This is a genomic window from Paenibacillus sp. NPDC057934 (genome assembly GCF_042887565.1).
GTDB lineage: Bacteria > Bacillota > Bacilli > Paenibacillales > Paenibacillaceae > Paenibacillus_AQ.
In genome coordinates, this window is the sequence record NZ_JBHVPB010000005.1 from 406,749 (window position 1) to 422,621 (window position 15,873).

Annotated in this window: 29 protein-coding genes; 26 read left to right on the forward strand and 3 right to left on the reverse strand. The window is 48.0% G+C overall.

What is annotated here, in order from left to right; translation table 11 throughout:
* Nucleotides 1-129 precede the first annotated feature (129 nt).
* Nucleotides 130-450 (forward strand): LytTR family transcriptional regulator DNA-binding domain-containing protein, encoded by a 321-nt coding sequence (locus ACFVRY_RS14210; RefSeq protein WP_387500825.1) that lies wholly within the window; start codon nucleotides 130-132, stop codon nucleotides 448-450.
* A 189-nt stretch (nucleotides 451-639) separates the two neighbouring features.
* Here ACFVRY_RS14210 and ACFVRY_RS14215 read toward each other — a convergent pair whose 3' ends face one another.
* Nucleotides 640-885, reverse strand: coding sequence for a helix-turn-helix domain-containing protein (locus ACFVRY_RS14215; protein ID WP_387500826.1), 246 nt, complete (start codon nucleotides 883-885; stop codon nucleotides 640-642).
* Between the two features lie 183 nt (nucleotides 886-1,068).
* Entirely contained in the window at nucleotides 1,069-1,428 is a 360-nt protein-coding gene (locus tag ACFVRY_RS14220; protein ID WP_387500827.1) for a helix-turn-helix domain-containing protein, read from the reverse strand.
* A gap of 160 nt (nucleotides 1,429-1,588) precedes the next feature.
* Here ACFVRY_RS14220 and ACFVRY_RS14225 point away from each other — a divergent pair, with 160 nt between their 5' ends.
* The 25 genes from ACFVRY_RS14225 to ACFVRY_RS14345 all read left to right on the forward strand — a co-directional run bounded on the left by ACFVRY_RS14225 (nucleotide 1,589) and on the right by ACFVRY_RS14345 (nucleotide 15,484).
* Nucleotides 1,589-1,825 carry a helix-turn-helix transcriptional regulator gene (locus tag ACFVRY_RS14225; protein ID WP_387500828.1) on the forward strand — a complete coding sequence of 79 codons (237 nt, stop codon included), beginning with the start codon at nucleotides 1,589-1,591 and terminating at the stop codon, nucleotides 1,823-1,825.
* A 15-nt stretch (nucleotides 1,826-1,840) separates the two neighbouring features.
* Entirely contained in the window at nucleotides 1,841-2,149 is a 309-nt protein-coding gene (locus ACFVRY_RS14230; protein ID WP_387500829.1) for a hypothetical protein, read from the forward strand.
* Between the two features lie 129 nt (nucleotides 2,150-2,278).
* Complete coding sequence (locus tag ACFVRY_RS14235; protein ID WP_387500830.1) at nucleotides 2,279-2,794, forward strand: XRE family transcriptional regulator; 516 nt, start codon at nucleotides 2,279-2,281, stop codon at nucleotides 2,792-2,794.
* A gap of 9 nt (nucleotides 2,795-2,803) precedes the next feature.
* Nucleotides 2,804-3,097, forward strand: a complete 294-nt coding sequence (locus ACFVRY_RS14240) for a hypothetical protein (protein ID WP_387500831.1) — start codon at nucleotides 2,804-2,806, stop codon at nucleotides 3,095-3,097.
* Nucleotides 3,094-3,354 carry a hypothetical protein gene (locus tag ACFVRY_RS14245; protein WP_387500832.1) on the forward strand — a complete coding sequence of 87 codons (261 nt, stop codon included), beginning with the start codon at nucleotides 3,094-3,096 and terminating at the stop codon, nucleotides 3,352-3,354. The genes ACFVRY_RS14240 and ACFVRY_RS14245 overlap by 4 nt, the downstream gene beginning before the upstream one ends.
* Before the next feature lie 305 nt (nucleotides 3,355-3,659).
* On the forward strand, nucleotides 3,660-3,872 hold the full coding sequence (locus ACFVRY_RS14250) for a hypothetical protein (RefSeq protein WP_387500833.1): 213 nt from the start codon (nucleotides 3,660-3,662) through the stop codon (nucleotides 3,870-3,872).
* Nucleotides 3,873-3,976: 104 nt separating this feature from the next.
* Nucleotides 3,977-4,237, forward strand: coding sequence for a hypothetical protein (locus ACFVRY_RS14255; RefSeq protein WP_387500834.1), 261 nt, complete (start codon nucleotides 3,977-3,979; stop codon nucleotides 4,235-4,237).
* The gene (locus ACFVRY_RS14260) at nucleotides 4,234-6,312 is read left to right on the forward strand and encodes an AAA family ATPase (RefSeq protein WP_387500835.1); all 2,079 of its coding nucleotides are present in this window, start codon (nucleotides 4,234-4,236) and stop codon (nucleotides 6,310-6,312) included. The genes ACFVRY_RS14255 and ACFVRY_RS14260 overlap by 4 nt, the downstream gene beginning before the upstream one ends.
* Nucleotides 6,312-7,442, forward strand: coding sequence for a hypothetical protein (locus tag ACFVRY_RS14265; RefSeq protein ID WP_387500836.1), 1,131 nt, complete (start codon nucleotides 6,312-6,314; stop codon nucleotides 7,440-7,442). The genes ACFVRY_RS14260 and ACFVRY_RS14265 overlap by 1 nt, the downstream gene beginning before the upstream one ends.
* A 3-nt stretch (nucleotides 7,443-7,445) precedes the next feature.
* Nucleotides 7,446-8,153: an MBL fold metallo-hydrolase gene (locus ACFVRY_RS14270; RefSeq protein WP_387500837.1), complete on the forward strand. Its 708-nt coding sequence runs from the start codon at nucleotides 7,446-7,448 to the stop codon at nucleotides 8,151-8,153.
* Nucleotides 8,150-8,344: a hypothetical protein gene (locus ACFVRY_RS14275; RefSeq protein WP_387500838.1), complete on the forward strand. Its 195-nt coding sequence runs from the start codon at nucleotides 8,150-8,152 to the stop codon at nucleotides 8,342-8,344. Before ACFVRY_RS14270 ends, ACFVRY_RS14275 begins: the two co-directional genes overlap by 4 nt.
* Nucleotides 8,345-8,369: 25 nt before the next feature.
* Nucleotides 8,370-9,278, forward strand: coding sequence for a hypothetical protein (locus ACFVRY_RS14280; RefSeq protein ID WP_387500839.1), 909 nt, complete (start codon nucleotides 8,370-8,372; stop codon nucleotides 9,276-9,278).
* Nucleotides 9,256-9,600 carry a hypothetical protein gene (locus ACFVRY_RS14285; RefSeq protein ID WP_387500840.1) on the forward strand — a complete coding sequence of 115 codons (345 nt, stop codon included), beginning with the start codon at nucleotides 9,256-9,258 and terminating at the stop codon, nucleotides 9,598-9,600. The genes ACFVRY_RS14280 and ACFVRY_RS14285 overlap by 23 nt, the downstream gene beginning before the upstream one ends.
* Entirely contained in the window at nucleotides 9,593-11,002 is a 1,410-nt protein-coding gene (gene dnaB, locus ACFVRY_RS14290; protein ID WP_387500977.1) for a replicative DNA helicase, read from the forward strand. Before ACFVRY_RS14285 ends, dnaB begins: the two co-directional genes overlap by 8 nt.
* 15 nt (nucleotides 11,003-11,017) lie before the next feature.
* Complete coding sequence (locus ACFVRY_RS14295) at nucleotides 11,018-11,179, forward strand: DUF6906 family protein (RefSeq protein WP_387427087.1); 162 nt, start codon at nucleotides 11,018-11,020, stop codon at nucleotides 11,177-11,179.
* On the forward strand, nucleotides 11,176-11,379 hold the full coding sequence (locus ACFVRY_RS14300; protein WP_387500841.1) for a hypothetical protein: 204 nt from the start codon (nucleotides 11,176-11,178) through the stop codon (nucleotides 11,377-11,379). Before ACFVRY_RS14295 ends, ACFVRY_RS14300 begins: the two co-directional genes overlap by 4 nt.
* Entirely contained in the window at nucleotides 11,360-11,557 is a 198-nt protein-coding gene (locus ACFVRY_RS14305; RefSeq protein ID WP_387500842.1) for a hypothetical protein, read from the forward strand. The genes ACFVRY_RS14300 and ACFVRY_RS14305 overlap by 20 nt, the downstream gene beginning before the upstream one ends.
* The gene (locus ACFVRY_RS14310; protein WP_387500843.1) at nucleotides 11,508-11,921 is read left to right on the forward strand and encodes a RusA family crossover junction endodeoxyribonuclease; all 414 of its coding nucleotides are present in this window, start codon (nucleotides 11,508-11,510) and stop codon (nucleotides 11,919-11,921) included. Before ACFVRY_RS14305 ends, ACFVRY_RS14310 begins: the two co-directional genes overlap by 50 nt.
* 26 nt (nucleotides 11,922-11,947) lie before the next feature.
* Complete coding sequence (locus tag ACFVRY_RS14315; RefSeq protein WP_387500844.1) at nucleotides 11,948-12,967, forward strand: hypothetical protein; 1,020 nt, start codon at nucleotides 11,948-11,950, stop codon at nucleotides 12,965-12,967.
* Between the two features lie 32 nt (nucleotides 12,968-12,999).
* On the forward strand, nucleotides 13,000-13,242 hold the full coding sequence (locus tag ACFVRY_RS14320; RefSeq protein ID WP_387500845.1) for an IDEAL domain-containing protein: 243 nt from the start codon (nucleotides 13,000-13,002) through the stop codon (nucleotides 13,240-13,242).
* Nucleotides 13,226-13,657: a DUF5348 domain-containing protein gene (locus tag ACFVRY_RS14325; protein ID WP_387500846.1), complete on the forward strand. Its 432-nt coding sequence runs from the start codon at nucleotides 13,226-13,228 to the stop codon at nucleotides 13,655-13,657. Before ACFVRY_RS14320 ends, ACFVRY_RS14325 begins: the two co-directional genes overlap by 17 nt.
* 9 nt (nucleotides 13,658-13,666) lie before the next feature.
* On the forward strand, nucleotides 13,667-13,825 hold the full coding sequence (locus ACFVRY_RS14330) for a hypothetical protein (RefSeq protein WP_387500847.1): 159 nt from the start codon (nucleotides 13,667-13,669) through the stop codon (nucleotides 13,823-13,825).
* Nucleotides 13,809-14,555: a phosphoadenosine phosphosulfate reductase domain-containing protein gene (locus tag ACFVRY_RS14335; protein ID WP_387500848.1), complete on the forward strand. Its 747-nt coding sequence runs from the start codon at nucleotides 13,809-13,811 to the stop codon at nucleotides 14,553-14,555. Before ACFVRY_RS14330 ends, ACFVRY_RS14335 begins: the two co-directional genes overlap by 17 nt.
* A gap of 79 nt (nucleotides 14,556-14,634) precedes the next feature.
* Entirely contained in the window at nucleotides 14,635-15,333 is a 699-nt protein-coding gene (locus ACFVRY_RS14340; protein ID WP_387500849.1) for a hypothetical protein, read from the forward strand.
* Between the two features lie 4 nt (nucleotides 15,334-15,337).
* The gene (locus tag ACFVRY_RS14345) at nucleotides 15,338-15,484 is read left to right on the forward strand and encodes a hypothetical protein (RefSeq protein WP_387500851.1); all 147 of its coding nucleotides are present in this window, start codon (nucleotides 15,338-15,340) and stop codon (nucleotides 15,482-15,484) included.
* Between the two features lie 193 nt (nucleotides 15,485-15,677).
* On the opposite strand, the gene ACFVRY_RS14350 is transcribed toward ACFVRY_RS14345, so the two are convergent.
* Nucleotides 15,678-15,860, reverse strand: a complete 183-nt coding sequence (locus ACFVRY_RS14350; RefSeq protein WP_387500852.1) for a hypothetical protein — start codon at nucleotides 15,858-15,860, stop codon at nucleotides 15,678-15,680.
* Between the last annotated feature and the right edge of the window lie 13 nt (nucleotides 15,861-15,873).

Here is a 15,873-nt window from a genome sequence, read left to right on the forward strand (position 1 = left end):
ATATTTTATGTAATGATAGCTAGTCGATTTTTGTCGTATTATATTTTGTAATCATCCAAGTTCAATCCACACACTCCATACAAAGTACGACAACATCCAGAATCGGCAGGTGCGTTCATGATAAGACGAATGAAGAGACTACAAATCAAGAAAAAAGACATATTTGAGTACAGGGACATTGATCTCAAAGATGTGAATTACATTGATCTATGGCAAAGGACTAAACATGCTAATTCGAAACTTGCCTATCATACGACAGAAGGGTCGTATCAAGACCTTGAAACTTTGACTGCAGCTGCTGAGGCCTATAAGGATCAGGGTTTTGTCTTAGTAGGAAGGACTGCACTTGTTCAAGAATCCAGGATCGAAAATGTTAAAGCCATTGAGAACAACGGATCTTTGATTACTTTTAAGGATGGTACTGAACTGTATGTGATGAAGCAAATATGAACGTCAAAGTCAACCCCTTCAATGGTGTTTAGGGGGTGCTTTCGTTCGCCCTTTTTCGACAGCGTTTTCCATGTTTATGTGATAATGTGTTTGTAATACATCAGGAGATACACATTTGTGAGGTGATGGCAATGTAAAAAGTACGTACTCAGGTGTACTTATTCCCTACGAGCAGCGGAAGCTACTCGGCTATCGCCATTCCCAAACAAACAGATCATCAACTAAGCAATCTAGGTGATATGCAATCATCTGTGCTCTTTGCAATCTCATGTTTTTACTTCTGAGGTGTATATAATCAGAGAGCTGCTGCTTACTCATGCTGACCTTGTCTGCCAGCCATTGTTGATTTATTTTGATTCTACTTGTGGACGACTCCATCTTGGCGCGCCGTACAAGCAACTCGGGAATGCGACAGCGCACGGGAACAAGTTCCATCGCACTGCCACCTTAGTATACTATTTTTTTGGATCATTTACGAACATTTGTTCGTATGTTAATATGATAAATAATCCATCTAGAACTGGACGGTGACTACTATGAAAAAAAATAAAGTAAATGTGGACATAAAAGTAATCCTACAAAAACTTGGACTCACTGAATCTGAAATCGAGATGACGCTTAGGAACGTATTGACCGAACGAAAGCGATGAAAGCCTTAGCCTCCTCAGGAGTTAGTGTTTCTCCATCTACTTTTAAATTATACTTTTCAACTAATTGTTGATCGGTAAGTTCTAAATCTTTAATGTAATAATCTTCGTTAGCATATTTGTGTCTTGGGGTTTTCGTTCGATCTAGTAAATAATCGGTGTCAATGTCTAATGCATCCGCAAGGGCGGCTAGGGTATCACCAGAAGGTAGGCTATGCCCGTTTTCATAATTACTTATCGCTGCCTTTGTCATGTTTATTTTCTTCGCTAAATCCTCTTGAGTGAACTTCCGCATTTTCCTCCATTTTTCAAGTCGTTCTGGTTTAAACAACTTTACACCTCCAATCCAAAAGTACACTTATATTGTACATATTTAAGTTATTAATTGAAATGAAGTACATGAATCGTGTATATATGTGTTGACATACACTTATGGTGTACATATAATAAGGATATCAAGTACAAGAATAGTGTACTGAGAGGTGAGAAACATGAAAAACCAATCCTTGACACATGCTCGTAAGAAAATGGGATTGACACAAGAAAAACTTGCAGGAATGCTGGGATACCAGAAAGCAGCAGTCAGCAACTGGGAAAACGGCTACTCTAATCCTTCTCTCACGGATGCGTTCAAGGTGTCAGAAATTCTCGGTAAAGATATCAACGAAATTTTTTCAGATCTAAAAGTACAAGATCAGTGTATAAATGAAAGGAAAGAGGTGATCTAATTGGCAGTAATCGTCATGGAAGAAGCTGATCTTGAACGCCTGCTTGATAAAGTTGTATCCCGAGCAATTGAAGCCTACGCCGTGCAAGTTCCTTCGTCTATACCGCCAGTACTTACCAGAACACAGTTTATGGATCTTCTGGACATTAGTGCCCCTGTAGCAACTGCATTATTCAAGCGGCCAGACTTCCCAGTGAACCGAGAATTCGGTAATCCTAGAATACCAACTGGCCTACTGCTCCGCTGGATCGATCAACATACCGATTGGGTTGAGGCAAACGCTGGTGAAGAATTTAAAGCCAGGCGTAATTATGCAACAGGATAAAACAAACCCGCCGAGCTGTACCGGCAGCGGCGGGCAGGGAATGCGGCAAGGGGAATTGCTTAAGACAATCATACATCAGGCCTCTGTCCGATATAACCCACTTAACCGGACAAAGGAGGGGATTAGAACTTGGCAATCGGACAATTCGGACCAGCATTAGAACAAGCGTTAAAGCGCTCAGGCGATACGAGGGAGAAGGCAGGGCTAATCGTTCATGCTGATGCTTCCCTGGTAGGGAAAATCGCAAAAGGAACTCGCAAGCCATCCAAGCCGGTCATGAAAGCGGCAGCTGAGCATTACGATGATGGTCAATTATATCTGGCAGCGGCCGCGGAAGTAACCGGTGGTGCTTCTGCTCCTTGGCTGGACAATGTGGACCTACATAGGGCAAGTGTGCTGTTTAAGACCGTGGAAGAAGTCAAGGAGGTGCTCAAAGCTTCCAATGATGCGCCGATCAGTAAGACGAACAAGCAACTTAATGAATCGGAGCGTAAGCAAATCAAGGCGTTGCTCATGGAAACGGTGGAGGCGATAACGGCTCTGACTCATCTGGCCGCAGTGCTTTGTAAGGAGTATTCATTCAGCTGGCTGGCGACCTGGAAGGAACACCGTGCAGAGCTTAAGGCAAAACAATATATGAAATGAGGGTTTGGAATGATATCACTCGAAGATTTGGAAGCAGAAGCGCGTTTCGTGGCAAAGAACGCAAAGCACAACTTGAAGCTCGTAAAACAGCAATCTGCAGTTATTGATCCCGCAAAGCTGGAGAGCAACATCAAGTGGCTCGAAATGATGATCGATCTGCATCAGAGGGATCTGGCAGCAGCAAAGGAACAAATGAAAAAAGCCCGCCTGGCAGGGCGGACCTCGTTGAGAACCCGTTTAAAGTATCTCGTTGCGTCCATTTTACGTGAAGATCGCCCCAAACGCAAGGGGGAAGCGGTGTGACGGAGCAGGATAAGGCTGAATTCGCGGCGGCGCTTGCTGAGCTATACATTAAACGGCGAACCGAATGGTTTGCGGCTGTTGATAGGGTCAAGAAGATCAGAGCGGCCATTAAGGATTACAGCCAAGCATTCCTCTTGCAGCAGGATCGGATTAAACAGATTGCTACTGCAAAGTGGGATCAGTTGGTTGAAGTCATTGAGCTTCTGCCGGCGGACATCAAGGAAGCAACCATGCAGGAAGTAGCAAGGATTGAATGAGCAGAGGCTTCGGCCCCTGTCTCCAAGCGTCGACCCTTAGAAATAACCTTTTCCTCCGGGTTGGCGTTTGGAGATGCGGCTGACGCATCCAAGGTGGTGGCGGAAAATGGAACGCAACGCCTGAGAGTCTTGAAGTAGGGTGTAAATCCCGGCGTTTAAGTTATCGGCAGAAGCCGGATATAAAATCCAATGCGGCTTTGCGGTGAAGTCGGTCTGAGACAGGCGACCCTGATAAATTAAGTGCAAACCGTAGCGAGGTGCAAATCCTCGCCCACCTTGATTCTACATAGGAAGGAGGAACTGAATTGGCAGTCAGAGGCTCTAAATCAAATGTAATGAGGCAACTTGAGAGCACACTTGATGAATATGAAGAGTACATTCCATCCAAAGCGTGGGATGCACTGGAAAAGTGCTTCGAAGATTCAGATGTTGAGGCTGAGGAGTTGGAATCTCAGCTGGAAGAAGCTAATGAACGGATCAAGGATCTCGAAAAGCAACTCGAAGAAATCGAGCAATAAAAAAACGACCCGTTGCACCGGGCCGCCTGTTCTTTGAAAACTTAATATTCACTTGCCTCCATCTTAGCAGGTGGGGGCGCACTATACAAGAGGGAGTGAATGTAATGTCAACTGCCTTTTCTGCTGACATTAGCGGTCAGCGCATTGAGGTTGAAATTCAGCCTCCAACACATTATGCACCGCCTGTACTTTCTATCCGGCAGCAAACCGGAACCTTTCAGCTGCATGCTGATCCGGATCAATTAGCTGAAGTCGAATATGCCATTCGGACTTATCTGGAAGGCATTCGCTACCATGAAACACCTGATCAACAAATTATCTTACATGCCGAATGCAATGCGGCAATCGAGGAGGGGATCGCTTGAAGCGTATCGAGTTGGAGCGCTTAGGGCTCCGTAATTTCAAAGGGATCAAAGAATTCACCCTAACCGTAAACGGTGGTTACGCCGCTGTATATGGCGACAACGCTACTGGTAAGACAACAATTTTCGATGGGTTCTTATGGGGCCTATTCGGAAAGGACAGCCAGAACAAAGCTGACTTTGAAATTAAAGGCCTGGACGGAACGGGAAAGGTCCTGCAACACAAACTGGAACATGAAGCGGAGGTAACCTTGCTAGTCAATGGCCTCCGCCGAACTTTCCGCCGTGTATTCTCTGAAAAGTGGACGAAGAAGCGCGGTTCCGCAACGGATGCCTTCGAAGGACATGAAACGAATTACTTCATTGATGGTGTTCCCGTGAAAAAAGGAGAGTACACCGCCGAAGTGGATTCTCTCATTAAAGAAGATCTCTTCAAACTCCTGACTTCGCCTTCTTACTTCAATGAACAATTGAAGAAAGAGGATCGCCGGAAGACGTTGCTGGAAGTGTGCGGTGATCTGACGGATGCTGAGGTGATTCACGGTAATAAGGAGCTTGCATCGCTGCCTGGCATCCTCAGCGGGCGTGACCTTGATTCCCATAAGAAGGTGATCTCATCACGCTGCAGCGTGATCAATAAAGAGATCAAGGAGCTGCCGGTGAGAATCAGCGAAGTACAGCGTCAGATGCCAGATGTTGCCGAGCTGGATGAAGAGCTTCTTAAGGAAGACATCGCCATCCTGCGCAGCCGAGTTGAGTCGTGTGAAGCTGAACTGTCCCGTATCCTCTCCGGTGGCGAAATTGCAGTACAGGAGAAGCGGTTGAGAGAGATCGAAGGCGAACTGATAGACATCAAGAGCCGGATGCACTCGGATGTTCTGGATCAGTTGGCTCTCAAGCGAGATGAAGTAAACCGGATGCACATTGAGGTCAATCGGTACCGTCGTGAGCTTGAGGACAAACAGCAGCGCGTTCAGCATAATGAGAGGCTGGCAGTGGGGCGTCAGCAAGAAGCGGATCGGCTACGGACGGAGTTTGCTGAACTGAAGGGTATCGTTTTCGAACACTCAGAAGGTCATGATTCTCATTGCTCAGCCTGCGGACAGTCATTACCTGAAGACCAGGTAAAGGCAGCTCACGATAAGGCAGAGGCTGACTTTAACCGTAGGCTCGCTGAACGGAAGGAACGTATCAATACCTCTGGTAAAGCAGCAGTGGCAGAAGCTCAGAAATTTGAGCAAGAGATCGTCAGGTTCCAGGGAGACATTGAGAACCTGAACAGTGCTTTGCAGTTGCTTCAAGTAGAATTATCGGCTGCTGAGGCTGAACTGACTGATCTGAGAGCAGGCGTTAAAGACCCTACAGATGATCCAGCCTATGCCAGTAAACAAGCCGAGGCAGTTGCAGTACAGCAGCAGATCAGAGAACTGAAAGCTTCCTCAAATGATGCTGCCGCAACTGTCCGCACTGATATCCGCGGGCAACGTTCCGAGATTGAGGAAATGGAGCGTGATCTTGCCAAGTTCGATGGAATCCGTCGTGCAGAGCTCAGGGTTACTGAGCTGGAGAATCAGGAGCGGGGCCTCGCAGCTGAATACGAACGGCTGCAACATGAATTGTTCCTCTGCGAGGAGTTCACCAAGACTAAAGTCAGCATGCTGGATGCCAAGATCAACAGTAAATTCAAGCTTGCTAGATTCCGCCTCTTCGAAGAACAGATCAATGGCGGAATCAAGGAAGTCTGCGACACACTCTATAAGGGCGTTCCATATGACGGCGGGCTGAACAACGCGGCTCGGATCAATGTAGGCCTGGACATCATCAATACGCTAGGGGAGCATTACGGCTTCTCGGCTCCTATTTTTATTGACAATGCAGAGGGAGTTACAAAATTGGTCAAAACAGAGGGACAGATGATCCAATTGATAGTTCCTCCATCTTTTGAAAAGCTGCCCGATGAAGTGCAAGCACATTTAGTTTCAATTTATGGTAGTTCGGAGAACGCCGAGAAGAACTGGATCAAGCGAAACAGTACATTGCGTGTAGAGACGGATCAGCAGATACAGGAGGCGATTTAATGACCTTTTCAACAGGGTTGGTAAAAGTAACGGAAACCTATGCACCAATGATTGAGCGACAGCTTAGTGGCAATGGGGTTAATTTGGACCCCTATTCTCGCCAATGTGTAATCAATGCAATTTCAGCTATTAATACTGTTCTTGATTCCAAGGCAATCTCTTGGAACGATGAGAAACTCGATAGAAATAACATCACTCAGGTTCTAATGAACATCGCGGCCTTGAAACTGAACGCTGCAGCGAGTCCACGGGAAGTTTACTTCCAGATTCGGAATGTCAATGTAAAAGCGAAACAGTCCGACCCGGACAATTGGCGTAAACAGATCGAGATGGGTATTGAGGGCGACGGTAACGATGCGATTCTATCCAACTTTGGCCGGAACGTTGAGAAGGTTTACCCTTACTGGCTTGTTCGGGAAGAGGACCATTTTGTATATCCTAAATTCCGCGGTGTTGAATACGAACCGCCAGAGTGGTCACCTACGGGACGTGGTGAGGTGGTTAGGGTGGTATATCCTATACTGCACACAGACAAGACCCTGCATTATTACATTTCTGAACGAGATGATGTTGTGAAAAACCTGATAGCTCACATGAGCAATAACATGATGAACGAAACATTCAGTATCTGTGCAGACCGTTACAAGGCTACTTCTGACCAGAAGAAACAGATTGCGGCCAAGAAGGCGGAAGTTCTCAAACGTGCAAAAGATCTAGGCATTGGCGCTCTTGACGATGTGGATCTTCAACAATTTATCAGCCCGGCATGGAGCGAGTATCAAAGCCGTGAATCGATGCTAATCCGCAAGATGAGGAACAACGTCGTTAAGAAAATACCGAAGGACTTCAATAGTGCCTATGTTGAAATGCTGCATGACGAGGTTAATGACCCGGATTACGCAGAAGTTCGCCGGGAAATAAACGAGAACGCAAATACTGAACTTCTTGATGTTACATCTGCATCGCCAACTCAACCGTTGAAAGAAGAGGTTCCACTTTCAAATGCATCTGAAAGCCAACCATCAGACGCTAAACCTACAGGCAGCGCTGATCCAAATGATTTTTCCGGTGATGTTCCTCCGCAGGATTCGTCGGCGACCACCAATCCAAATGACGATGTTCTCTTTTAGCCCATGATCGACATCCAATGCCTCGGCTCCAGCAGCGCCGGTAATGCCTACAGAATTTCTGATGGCTACACCGTGCTTCTGCTGGAAGCTGGTTTTCCTTATAAGTCTATTCAACGGGCTCTTAACTTCCGCATGACGGACATTGCCGGCTGCCTGATCACTCACGAGCACTTGGATCATAGCAAGGCTGCTCCTGACATCATGCGAGCAGGCATCAACATTTACACCAGTGCAGGTACGGCAGCTGCCAGAGGTCTTTCAGGTCATCGCCTGAAGGTGATTAAGGCGATGAAGCAATTCACGATTGGTACCTGGACGATTATGCCGTTTGATATCCAGCACGACGTTGAGGAGCCGTTGGGCTTCCTGCTAGCCAATACTGCAGGTGATAAGTTGGTCTTCCTTACTGATACCTACTACTGCCGACATCGCTTTCGAGATCTTACTCACATCATGGTGGAGTGCAATTACTCACTGGATATCGTCAATGAGCGTGTTGCTTCTGGCCATCTACATCCTGCCCAGAAGAAGCGGTTACTGCGTTCGCACTTCGGACTGGAGCATGTGAAAGACTTCTTGAAAGCCAATGATACCCGGAATGTCGAAGAGATTTGGCTTCTGCACTTGTCGGATGGCAACAGCGATGCTGATCGGTTCAAACGGGAGATACAGGAGACAACAGGCGCATTGGTTAGGGTAGCAGATCGATGAACGGCCCAATGGGAGAACGGATTTGGACCAGCATGATCGCAGATCATATTTGGGAGCTGAGATCCACTGACCCAGAGGCGTTCAAGATGAGGGTTAAAGAGTACTTTGCTCGCGGACATCCTGGCTTTACAGTGATCCGGGCGAAGTACCCGCACATTTACATTCAGGACGATAGAGCAAGCAATAAATAATGGCTGCTGCGGGAGGGGGGAGTGCATGACGGAGTCAGCCAGAGAACCAACAATGGCCGGCCTCCTTAACCAGTATGAAGCGATAGGCGGGCCAGAGGAATACGGTCCCGAAGGAATAGCAATCATGGTTGCCTTATGGCGTAAATCCAGCAAGCTAGGCTGGAGGCAGGCATTCCAGATGACGAACACAGAGCTTACACTTCAGACCGGAATTAAGAGCCGGGATACGTTAAATACACATCGAAGTAAACTCGTCAAAGCCGGGTTAATCGGCTACTCTCCCCCACCGCGGGGGAGTTCGAAAGGAGATTATCAGGTACGTTTTGATCTAATTGTTGTCGGAGAAGTGGTCCGAAAACCGGACAGCTTTTCTGAAGTATCCGAAAAAGTGGTCCAAAATCCGGACCACTTTAACCAAGTTGTCGGCGAACCTGTCCGAAAATTGGACCACTTTCCCGACACTGTATTAAAAGATCTTATTACTACTACTCCTACTACTGCCGCGGGCAGTGATTGGATTGAGCCAGAGGTTGATCCTGAGGCAAACGGAATGATCGCTATTTTAAACGCTTATTGCAAATTGAATCGCAAGCTAGACTTCCATGTTAAACCAAAAGAGCGCGATGCCATGGGTCGGATGGTCGCCGGGGGGATGCCGGTACCCTTTACCATCTCAACTATGGAGAGCCTGCTACAGGCCAAGCGCGAAAGAGAAGGTAATGATTTTGAGTACCCAACAAGCTTTTTTTATTACGACAAGGCAATAAACGAAGCCTGGCGTAACTCCCAAACTACCAACCCACCGATGGATGGAGTCGCCCCGGGAGAAGCGCTAGGCCAACAAACTAAGAAGACAAGGCAACAGCAGGAAATTGATGATCTGGACCGCTTTATCAGAGAGGAGGAAGCCCGTGAACAAGCTGGAAGTCGCTAAGCTCTACAAGGAAATCAAGAAGCGCTATGCAAATTTCGACGCCAGCCTGCAGGCGGTGGAGGAAGATCTGGGGATGCTCAAAGATATTCCCTATGATGTTGCTTATTCCAATGTCCGCCAACATATCATGACCAGTGATTTCCCTCCGAAAATCTCGCAGATCCGGGGCCGACTGGGAGAGCAAATTGAGCGGGAGCGCATGAAGGCAGCGACGACTCAGCATTTCGAAAACCTTGATACATGGAGTACGGAGAGTAAGCCGCCACCTGCAGGTTATTGGGATGATGTAAGGCGGAAAATCAGAGGTGAAGCAAATGCTTAATCGTGAAGAGATGCTTGAGCAGATGGGCATTCAGTCTCCGATTGATTTGGAGGCGGAGCAGGCGGTACTCGGTGCAGCACTTCTGGATCAGACAGCTTACGATGCCGTGGCTGACATCCTTCAAGGCGGGGAATTCAGTGACAAAAGCCACGCCCGCATATTTCGGGCAATGCGCAAGCTCAATGATGCTGAACTGCCAATCGATATGGTCAGCTTAACCTCACACCTCAAGGACAGTGAAGAGCTTGAAAAAGTGGGTGGAGTCAGTTATCTGGCACGGATGGCTGGAGCTGTTCCGACCGTTGCGAACGCCGGTTATTATGCCGAGCGGGTACAGGAAATGTTTCTCCGACGCCAGGCCATAGACACTGCAATGGACCTCTTGCAAAATGCTGGCGAGGAACAGGACGTGAAGGGCTTCATCTCGATGGCGGAACACGCTGTTTCGAAGTTATCCGATCAGTCGGTTCCAGTTCGGGAGTTTGCCACCATGAAGGACGTGCTGATGCAGGTCTGGGAAGATGCCGAACAGCGATATAGCGTGCGGGAAACGTCACGAGGGATCACCGGAATCCGATCTGGGTTTGATGATCTCGACAAGATGACGTCCGGATTCCAGCGCAATGATCTGATCATCGTTGCTGCCCGGCCTTCAGTGGGGAAGACGGCATTTGCTCTGAACATTGCTCAGAATGTTGCGGTGAGGGCTAAGGAAACCGTCGCTGTATTCAGTCTTGAGATGTCCAACGCTCAGCTCGTGCAGCGCATGGTCTGTGCTGAAGGTAATATCGATGCCAGCCGGATGCGGACCGGTCACTTCGAAGGAGATGACTGGCAGAGGATGTCCGAGGCTATGGGGTATCTGGCCGAAGCAGACATCTACATCGACGATACTCCTGGCATCACCGTCAACGAGATCCGTTCCAAGTGCCGTAGGCTCAAGAAGGATAAAGGTTTGGGCATGATTGTCATCGACTACCTGCAGCTCATTCAGGGTAGAGGGCAGCGGGGAGTGAGCCGGCAGGAAGAGGTATCTCAGATCAGCCGGACGTTGAAGCAGCTTGCGCGGGAACTTGAAGTGCCGGTAATTGCACTGTCACAGCTCAGTCGGGGTGTAGAACAACGTCAGGACAAACGGCCAATGATGAGTGACCTTCGGGAGTCCGGTTCCATTGAGCAGGATGCTGATATCGTCGCCTTCTTGTACCGTGATGATTACTACAATCAGGATACCGAAAAGAAGAACATCATCGAGATCATCATCTCGAAGCAGAGAAACGGCCCAGTGGGCACGGTGGAGTTAGTGTTCCTGAAACAATTCAATAAATTCGTTAACTACGAGCGTTCGCAGCATGATGCTGCAGCGCCTCCAGATGACATGGATAAACGCAAATGGGCTTAAGAAAGGGGAATTGCGATGAAGCAGGGGAAGCGGCCGACACGTCGGCAGAAGCAAGAAATTAAAGCGGCAGGCTTAGTTATGGATAACTGGCTGGTTGAGCGTGATACGCACACCCAATTAGTACTGATTAATCGGTACTCTGGAAAGGCGCGGACGATTCGGAGAGCTGTATCATGAGTGCCTGGAATTACTGGCATGTGCATCACTTCATGGTTACTCACTATCAGAATACGGGACTTGTTCCAGAGCGATCGGTTCTGTTGGTAGAGTTTGCTGATCTGGATCCGGAACAGGTGGACGAAGGTATCGCCGAGTTTGATCTGGTGATGGGGAACCATAGGGGAGGAGTTGATCACAATGCCTACAAAGAAGCGTAAAGCGATCGACCCATTCTTCCAGCAACGGAATTACTTTGCGGTGAAAGACGAGACTGGGGCAATGGTCGGCATGGTGTATGTGTTGGATACAGCGATGATGCCACCAAAGCAGCGGGGAGGGAAGCAAAGTGATCCAATTCACCGTTTATGGGGAACCCGTCGCTCAGGGAAGGCCTAAATTTAGCACTGCTGGAGGATTCCCAAGGGCCTATGATCCGGCAAAGTCGCGGGACTATAAAGACTATGTCCGATTGGCTGCGAGGGAGTTTGCACCGGCTGCTTTGCTCGACGGTCCTCTTGGAATTGTGGTTACTGCTTATCGTTCTACACCTAAGAGCTTTAGTCAAAAGAAGGCAGCAGCAGCTGAGCGCGGAGAGATCCTTCCTGTCACTAAGCCGGATGCTGACAACTACTTGAAGGGCGTCAAGGATGCTCTAAAGGGCATCATCTGGAAGGATGATAGCCAGGTGGTCGATGCTTTTGTACGGAAGCGGTACAGCAACCGACCGCGCATTGAAGTGAAGATCAAGGAATTATCTTAATCCAAACTTGAAGGGAATGGGGAATTGTGGGATATCTCGATTTTAAAGGTTTAGTCAAGAAGGTAGATCTTAAGGCTGACGGTGATGTAAACATTTTGCTGACTGTGGCTGGTGAAGAACTTCGCGGAAAGATTGAATGGCTGCATGAAATGATCGGGGATAAAGTGACGGCATCCCTTGATTCCGCTGTTGTTAATTACAACATCGAGATTAATGCCCGCACGGAGAAACCGATCAAGACCTATCGGGTGGATAACGGTGTTGTCTCCGAGGTGAAACCAGAAGGGGAACAGCTTTCCATGGACCTCGGGCTGCCAAAGGAGAAGATCGAGATCAAGCAACAGCCGGCTGAGATTGAATTGGCCATTATCGAGGAGTTCATTCAGTCTGGCCTGGCGCCGACCTATGAGGATCTGGACTATGACTTCGTTTCCTTCTCTCAGAGGCTGGCTAACGGTGAGACATACATGAAGCTCGCTTCCGAGCTCGGGATCAGCAGCGGGAAAATCGTTGAGAAGATTGATGAATACCGCAAGCGTGTAGCCCCTTCCGCAGCAGCATGGCATGAGTGGATGGAAAGTCAGGGTGTAGCCCCTTCCGCAGCAGCGGAGCCGGAACCAGCATCTGAGGAAGGAAGTGCTGGTGAGGTGGACGGTATCAAAGGACAATCGGAGGGCAGCAAATCTGCGCAAGACGGCAATGGCGATGGTTTCACGCCAGAGTGGGAAGCAGAAGGCGGCCAGCCTGCGGGTGAATCTCCAACCGGTGAAGGCCAACTGTCAGCAGACCAAGAGGAATCTGAAGAAGTTGATAAGGAACAGCTCGATGCCTTCATTCTTGCTAATCGACCGATCTTCGCTGAAGTCGAGTATAACGGCCAGCCAGTTCCTTTCCCAGATTTGCTGGAGAAGCGACTCAAGGAAAACAAGGTTTGGCGTGAGATAGCTAACGAGAATGGCATGACCAGTGGACAACTTTCTGCAAGGTACAACACTTACCGTAAGTTGGCAGCAAAGAAAATGAAGGACGGGGGAGGGGCAGCGTAAGCTGCTTCTTCTCTTACAAGGAGGTGACCGGCGTGCGATTCTCCATTCTATATGCACTTGCCTTGGACACTTACATTCAAATGGTTTGGGAGAGGGCAGTCCGTAAATACCGGATCGAGCAGTTGCAGCAACAGGTTGACCAAGCGCTGGATAATCAGGATCTTGAAGCATTTTACCAACACTCGGCAGAGCTGGCTGAGCTGAGTGCGGTGCAGGTCCGCGGGATTACTGCTGAGAGATATAACGGGAGGGATATATATGAAGGAACAAATTAAGGCGGCGTTGGCCAACTTGGAGCCACAGCTGAAGCGCGTATCGAAATTGATTCATGATGCGGAGAACGATGCCATCTATAGCAGCGAAGAACCGGAAGAACTGTATCTGCGGAACATGTTTTACAGAGTCGGTGAAGATCTGGATAAAGCACGGCGGTATATCCGCCAGGTTTCAGCACGCATCTCTTCAGAAGGAACAATTAGTAAACTGTCAGATGGGCGGTATGGAAATGAGAGAGTTTATTACACTTCTGGATCGTCAATTGAATTCTTGTACAGTGATCCTGACGGAGATGATCGCTGGATTTACTCCAGTGTGGAACACAATGGCGTTGATTATTACATCGTTGTTAAACCAGAACTCTCACTTAATGGTCTGCGGGTCCGTGTTAAGGATCTTCCTTTCTGGGATTAGAAAGCTGTCTTGAACTGGCGTGCTGCTTCTTTTAAGGAACTGAAGATGGTTCTCAGAGATAGCGGCACGCATCCAGTTCATTGGCAGGAGACAGCGGCTGATTCTGATGTGCCGTCGACGCATATGGCGCATCAGAAGGAAGGGGAAAGGGATGAACTTACCACATGAAATAAGAGACTTGATAGAGGCGGGGGCAATCTTCTTCTGTTCTCATTCCGGTGGCAAGGATAGCCAGGCAATGTATGCGTATCTTCGCACCGTTGTACCTGATCACCAGATCGTTGTTGTACATGCCGATCTAGGCGAAGTTGAATGGCAGGGTGTACAGGATCATATCTGGGCAACAATCAAACACGGTTTAAATGTTGTGCGAGCTAACAAAACACTGTTAGGTATGGTTGAGCAACGGGGGATGTGGCCATCGGCAAAACATCGTCAATGCACTAGCGATCTTAAGAGAGGACCAATTTTCAAATTTATTCGCCAGTACCTCAAAGACCGTGGCTTGCGGTTCGCTGTGAACTGCATGGGCATAAGAGCAGAGGAATCAACCGCGCGGGCCAAGAAAGAGCCATTTCGTTTCAACAAGGCCGAAAGCTGTGGGCACCGGGATGTATGGGACTGGATGCCGATTTTCAATTGGACAACGGCCGAGGTATTCCAGTACATCGCTGACGCTGGACAAGAGCCGTTTTGGGCCTACGCGGACGGCAACCAGCGATTATCATGCGTGTTTTGCATCATGGGCAGCGTCAACGATTTAAGGCACGGAGCAATCTGCAACCCTGATTTATACCGCAGGTATGTTGAGCTGGAGAAACAGATTGGACACACCATGTTCATGAAGGGAAAAGAGCCAATCAGTCTGGAGGATCATGTAGGAATCAAGATTAGTTAATGTGCAGTACGAAGATACCGAACAGTAGAACCCAACGCTGGAGCAAGATGAATCAAAAGATTAGGAAGGTGTATCCCAAATGAGTTATCACGAATATGATCATGAATTTTACCGGGAACCGAGCGAGTTCGAAGAGCAGATCGATGTTCTGAAGGAATCTCTAATGAACGCTATCAAAGATGAGCACAAAACAGAGATCGAGCGGCTGCAGAAAGAGAATGCTGAACTTCAAGGAGTTAAACGCGATTTCGAGAAAATCCAGCAGGATTATCGGGCGAAGGAGCGGGAGCTTGAACAGAAAATGAGTCAGGCCCAGATGGATGCTCGTCGGATACGACTGTCTACACTTCTCGAATCATTCGGCGTTTCCCTTTTTAGAGCAAATTACGAATATGTCAAAGTGCCAAAGTGCAATAAATGCGATGAAAATCGGCGTATTAACTATAAGACTCCATCTGGGAAAGACGCTTATGAACCGTGTGAATGTGATGTGTCAGATACCATTTACATTCCGAAGGAAATGATTTGCTGTGAATTCAGGATTGATCGGCGCGGAAGTGACAAGATGACCGCTTGGTACAAGTCCGTACCTAAAAAAGATGAAGATGATGATTATGCGAGCTATGAATCCAGCACCCACTTAGATCAACTTTATGTTCCTGGTTTGGAATACGAGAAATTGAATAAGTGGAGCACATTCTTTAAAGACATGGATGATTGCCAACGATACTGCGACTGGCTGACTGAGCAGGAAGCTGCCAAGAAGAAGGAGAGTTAATCCCATGAAAACAGTCATTCGCTTCAGAGACGATCAGGGAAATATCATCGGCACAATACGGGAAGAGAAACTTTCGAGTCCTATCCGGGTGCTTTCCCAGTTTAGCGTGGCAATGTTCATTCTCGATTTGCTGTTGAGTTGGCTTCTATAGAAAGGACTCTATAGGACAATCATTCCACTTGCGGTGTAAGGTAGATGACGCCGATTGTGCTTGCACCGCTAGGGCCTTAGCTCATCCGGTCTACCGCATTAATGGCACTGATAGACCGGACCACCTGTACCAGTACCGTTAGGACAGCCGCCTTAGGCGTCAAGGTGGTGGACGAGGAAAGGGGAAGTTCATTTTAACCCCACCCGTTCAGTAGCATAAGCGAATGTAACTTATGAGCTAATTTATGCTCAAGTTTTGGGTCATCTGCAATTAATAGCTTAGCGATAAGCCATTCAATATACAGATCGGTGTATTCCGGGAACTCCATGATAAAGGCATAGAAGTAGCGGCGAGAAAGATTGTTTGATTGATTCATTTGAGGTAACCTC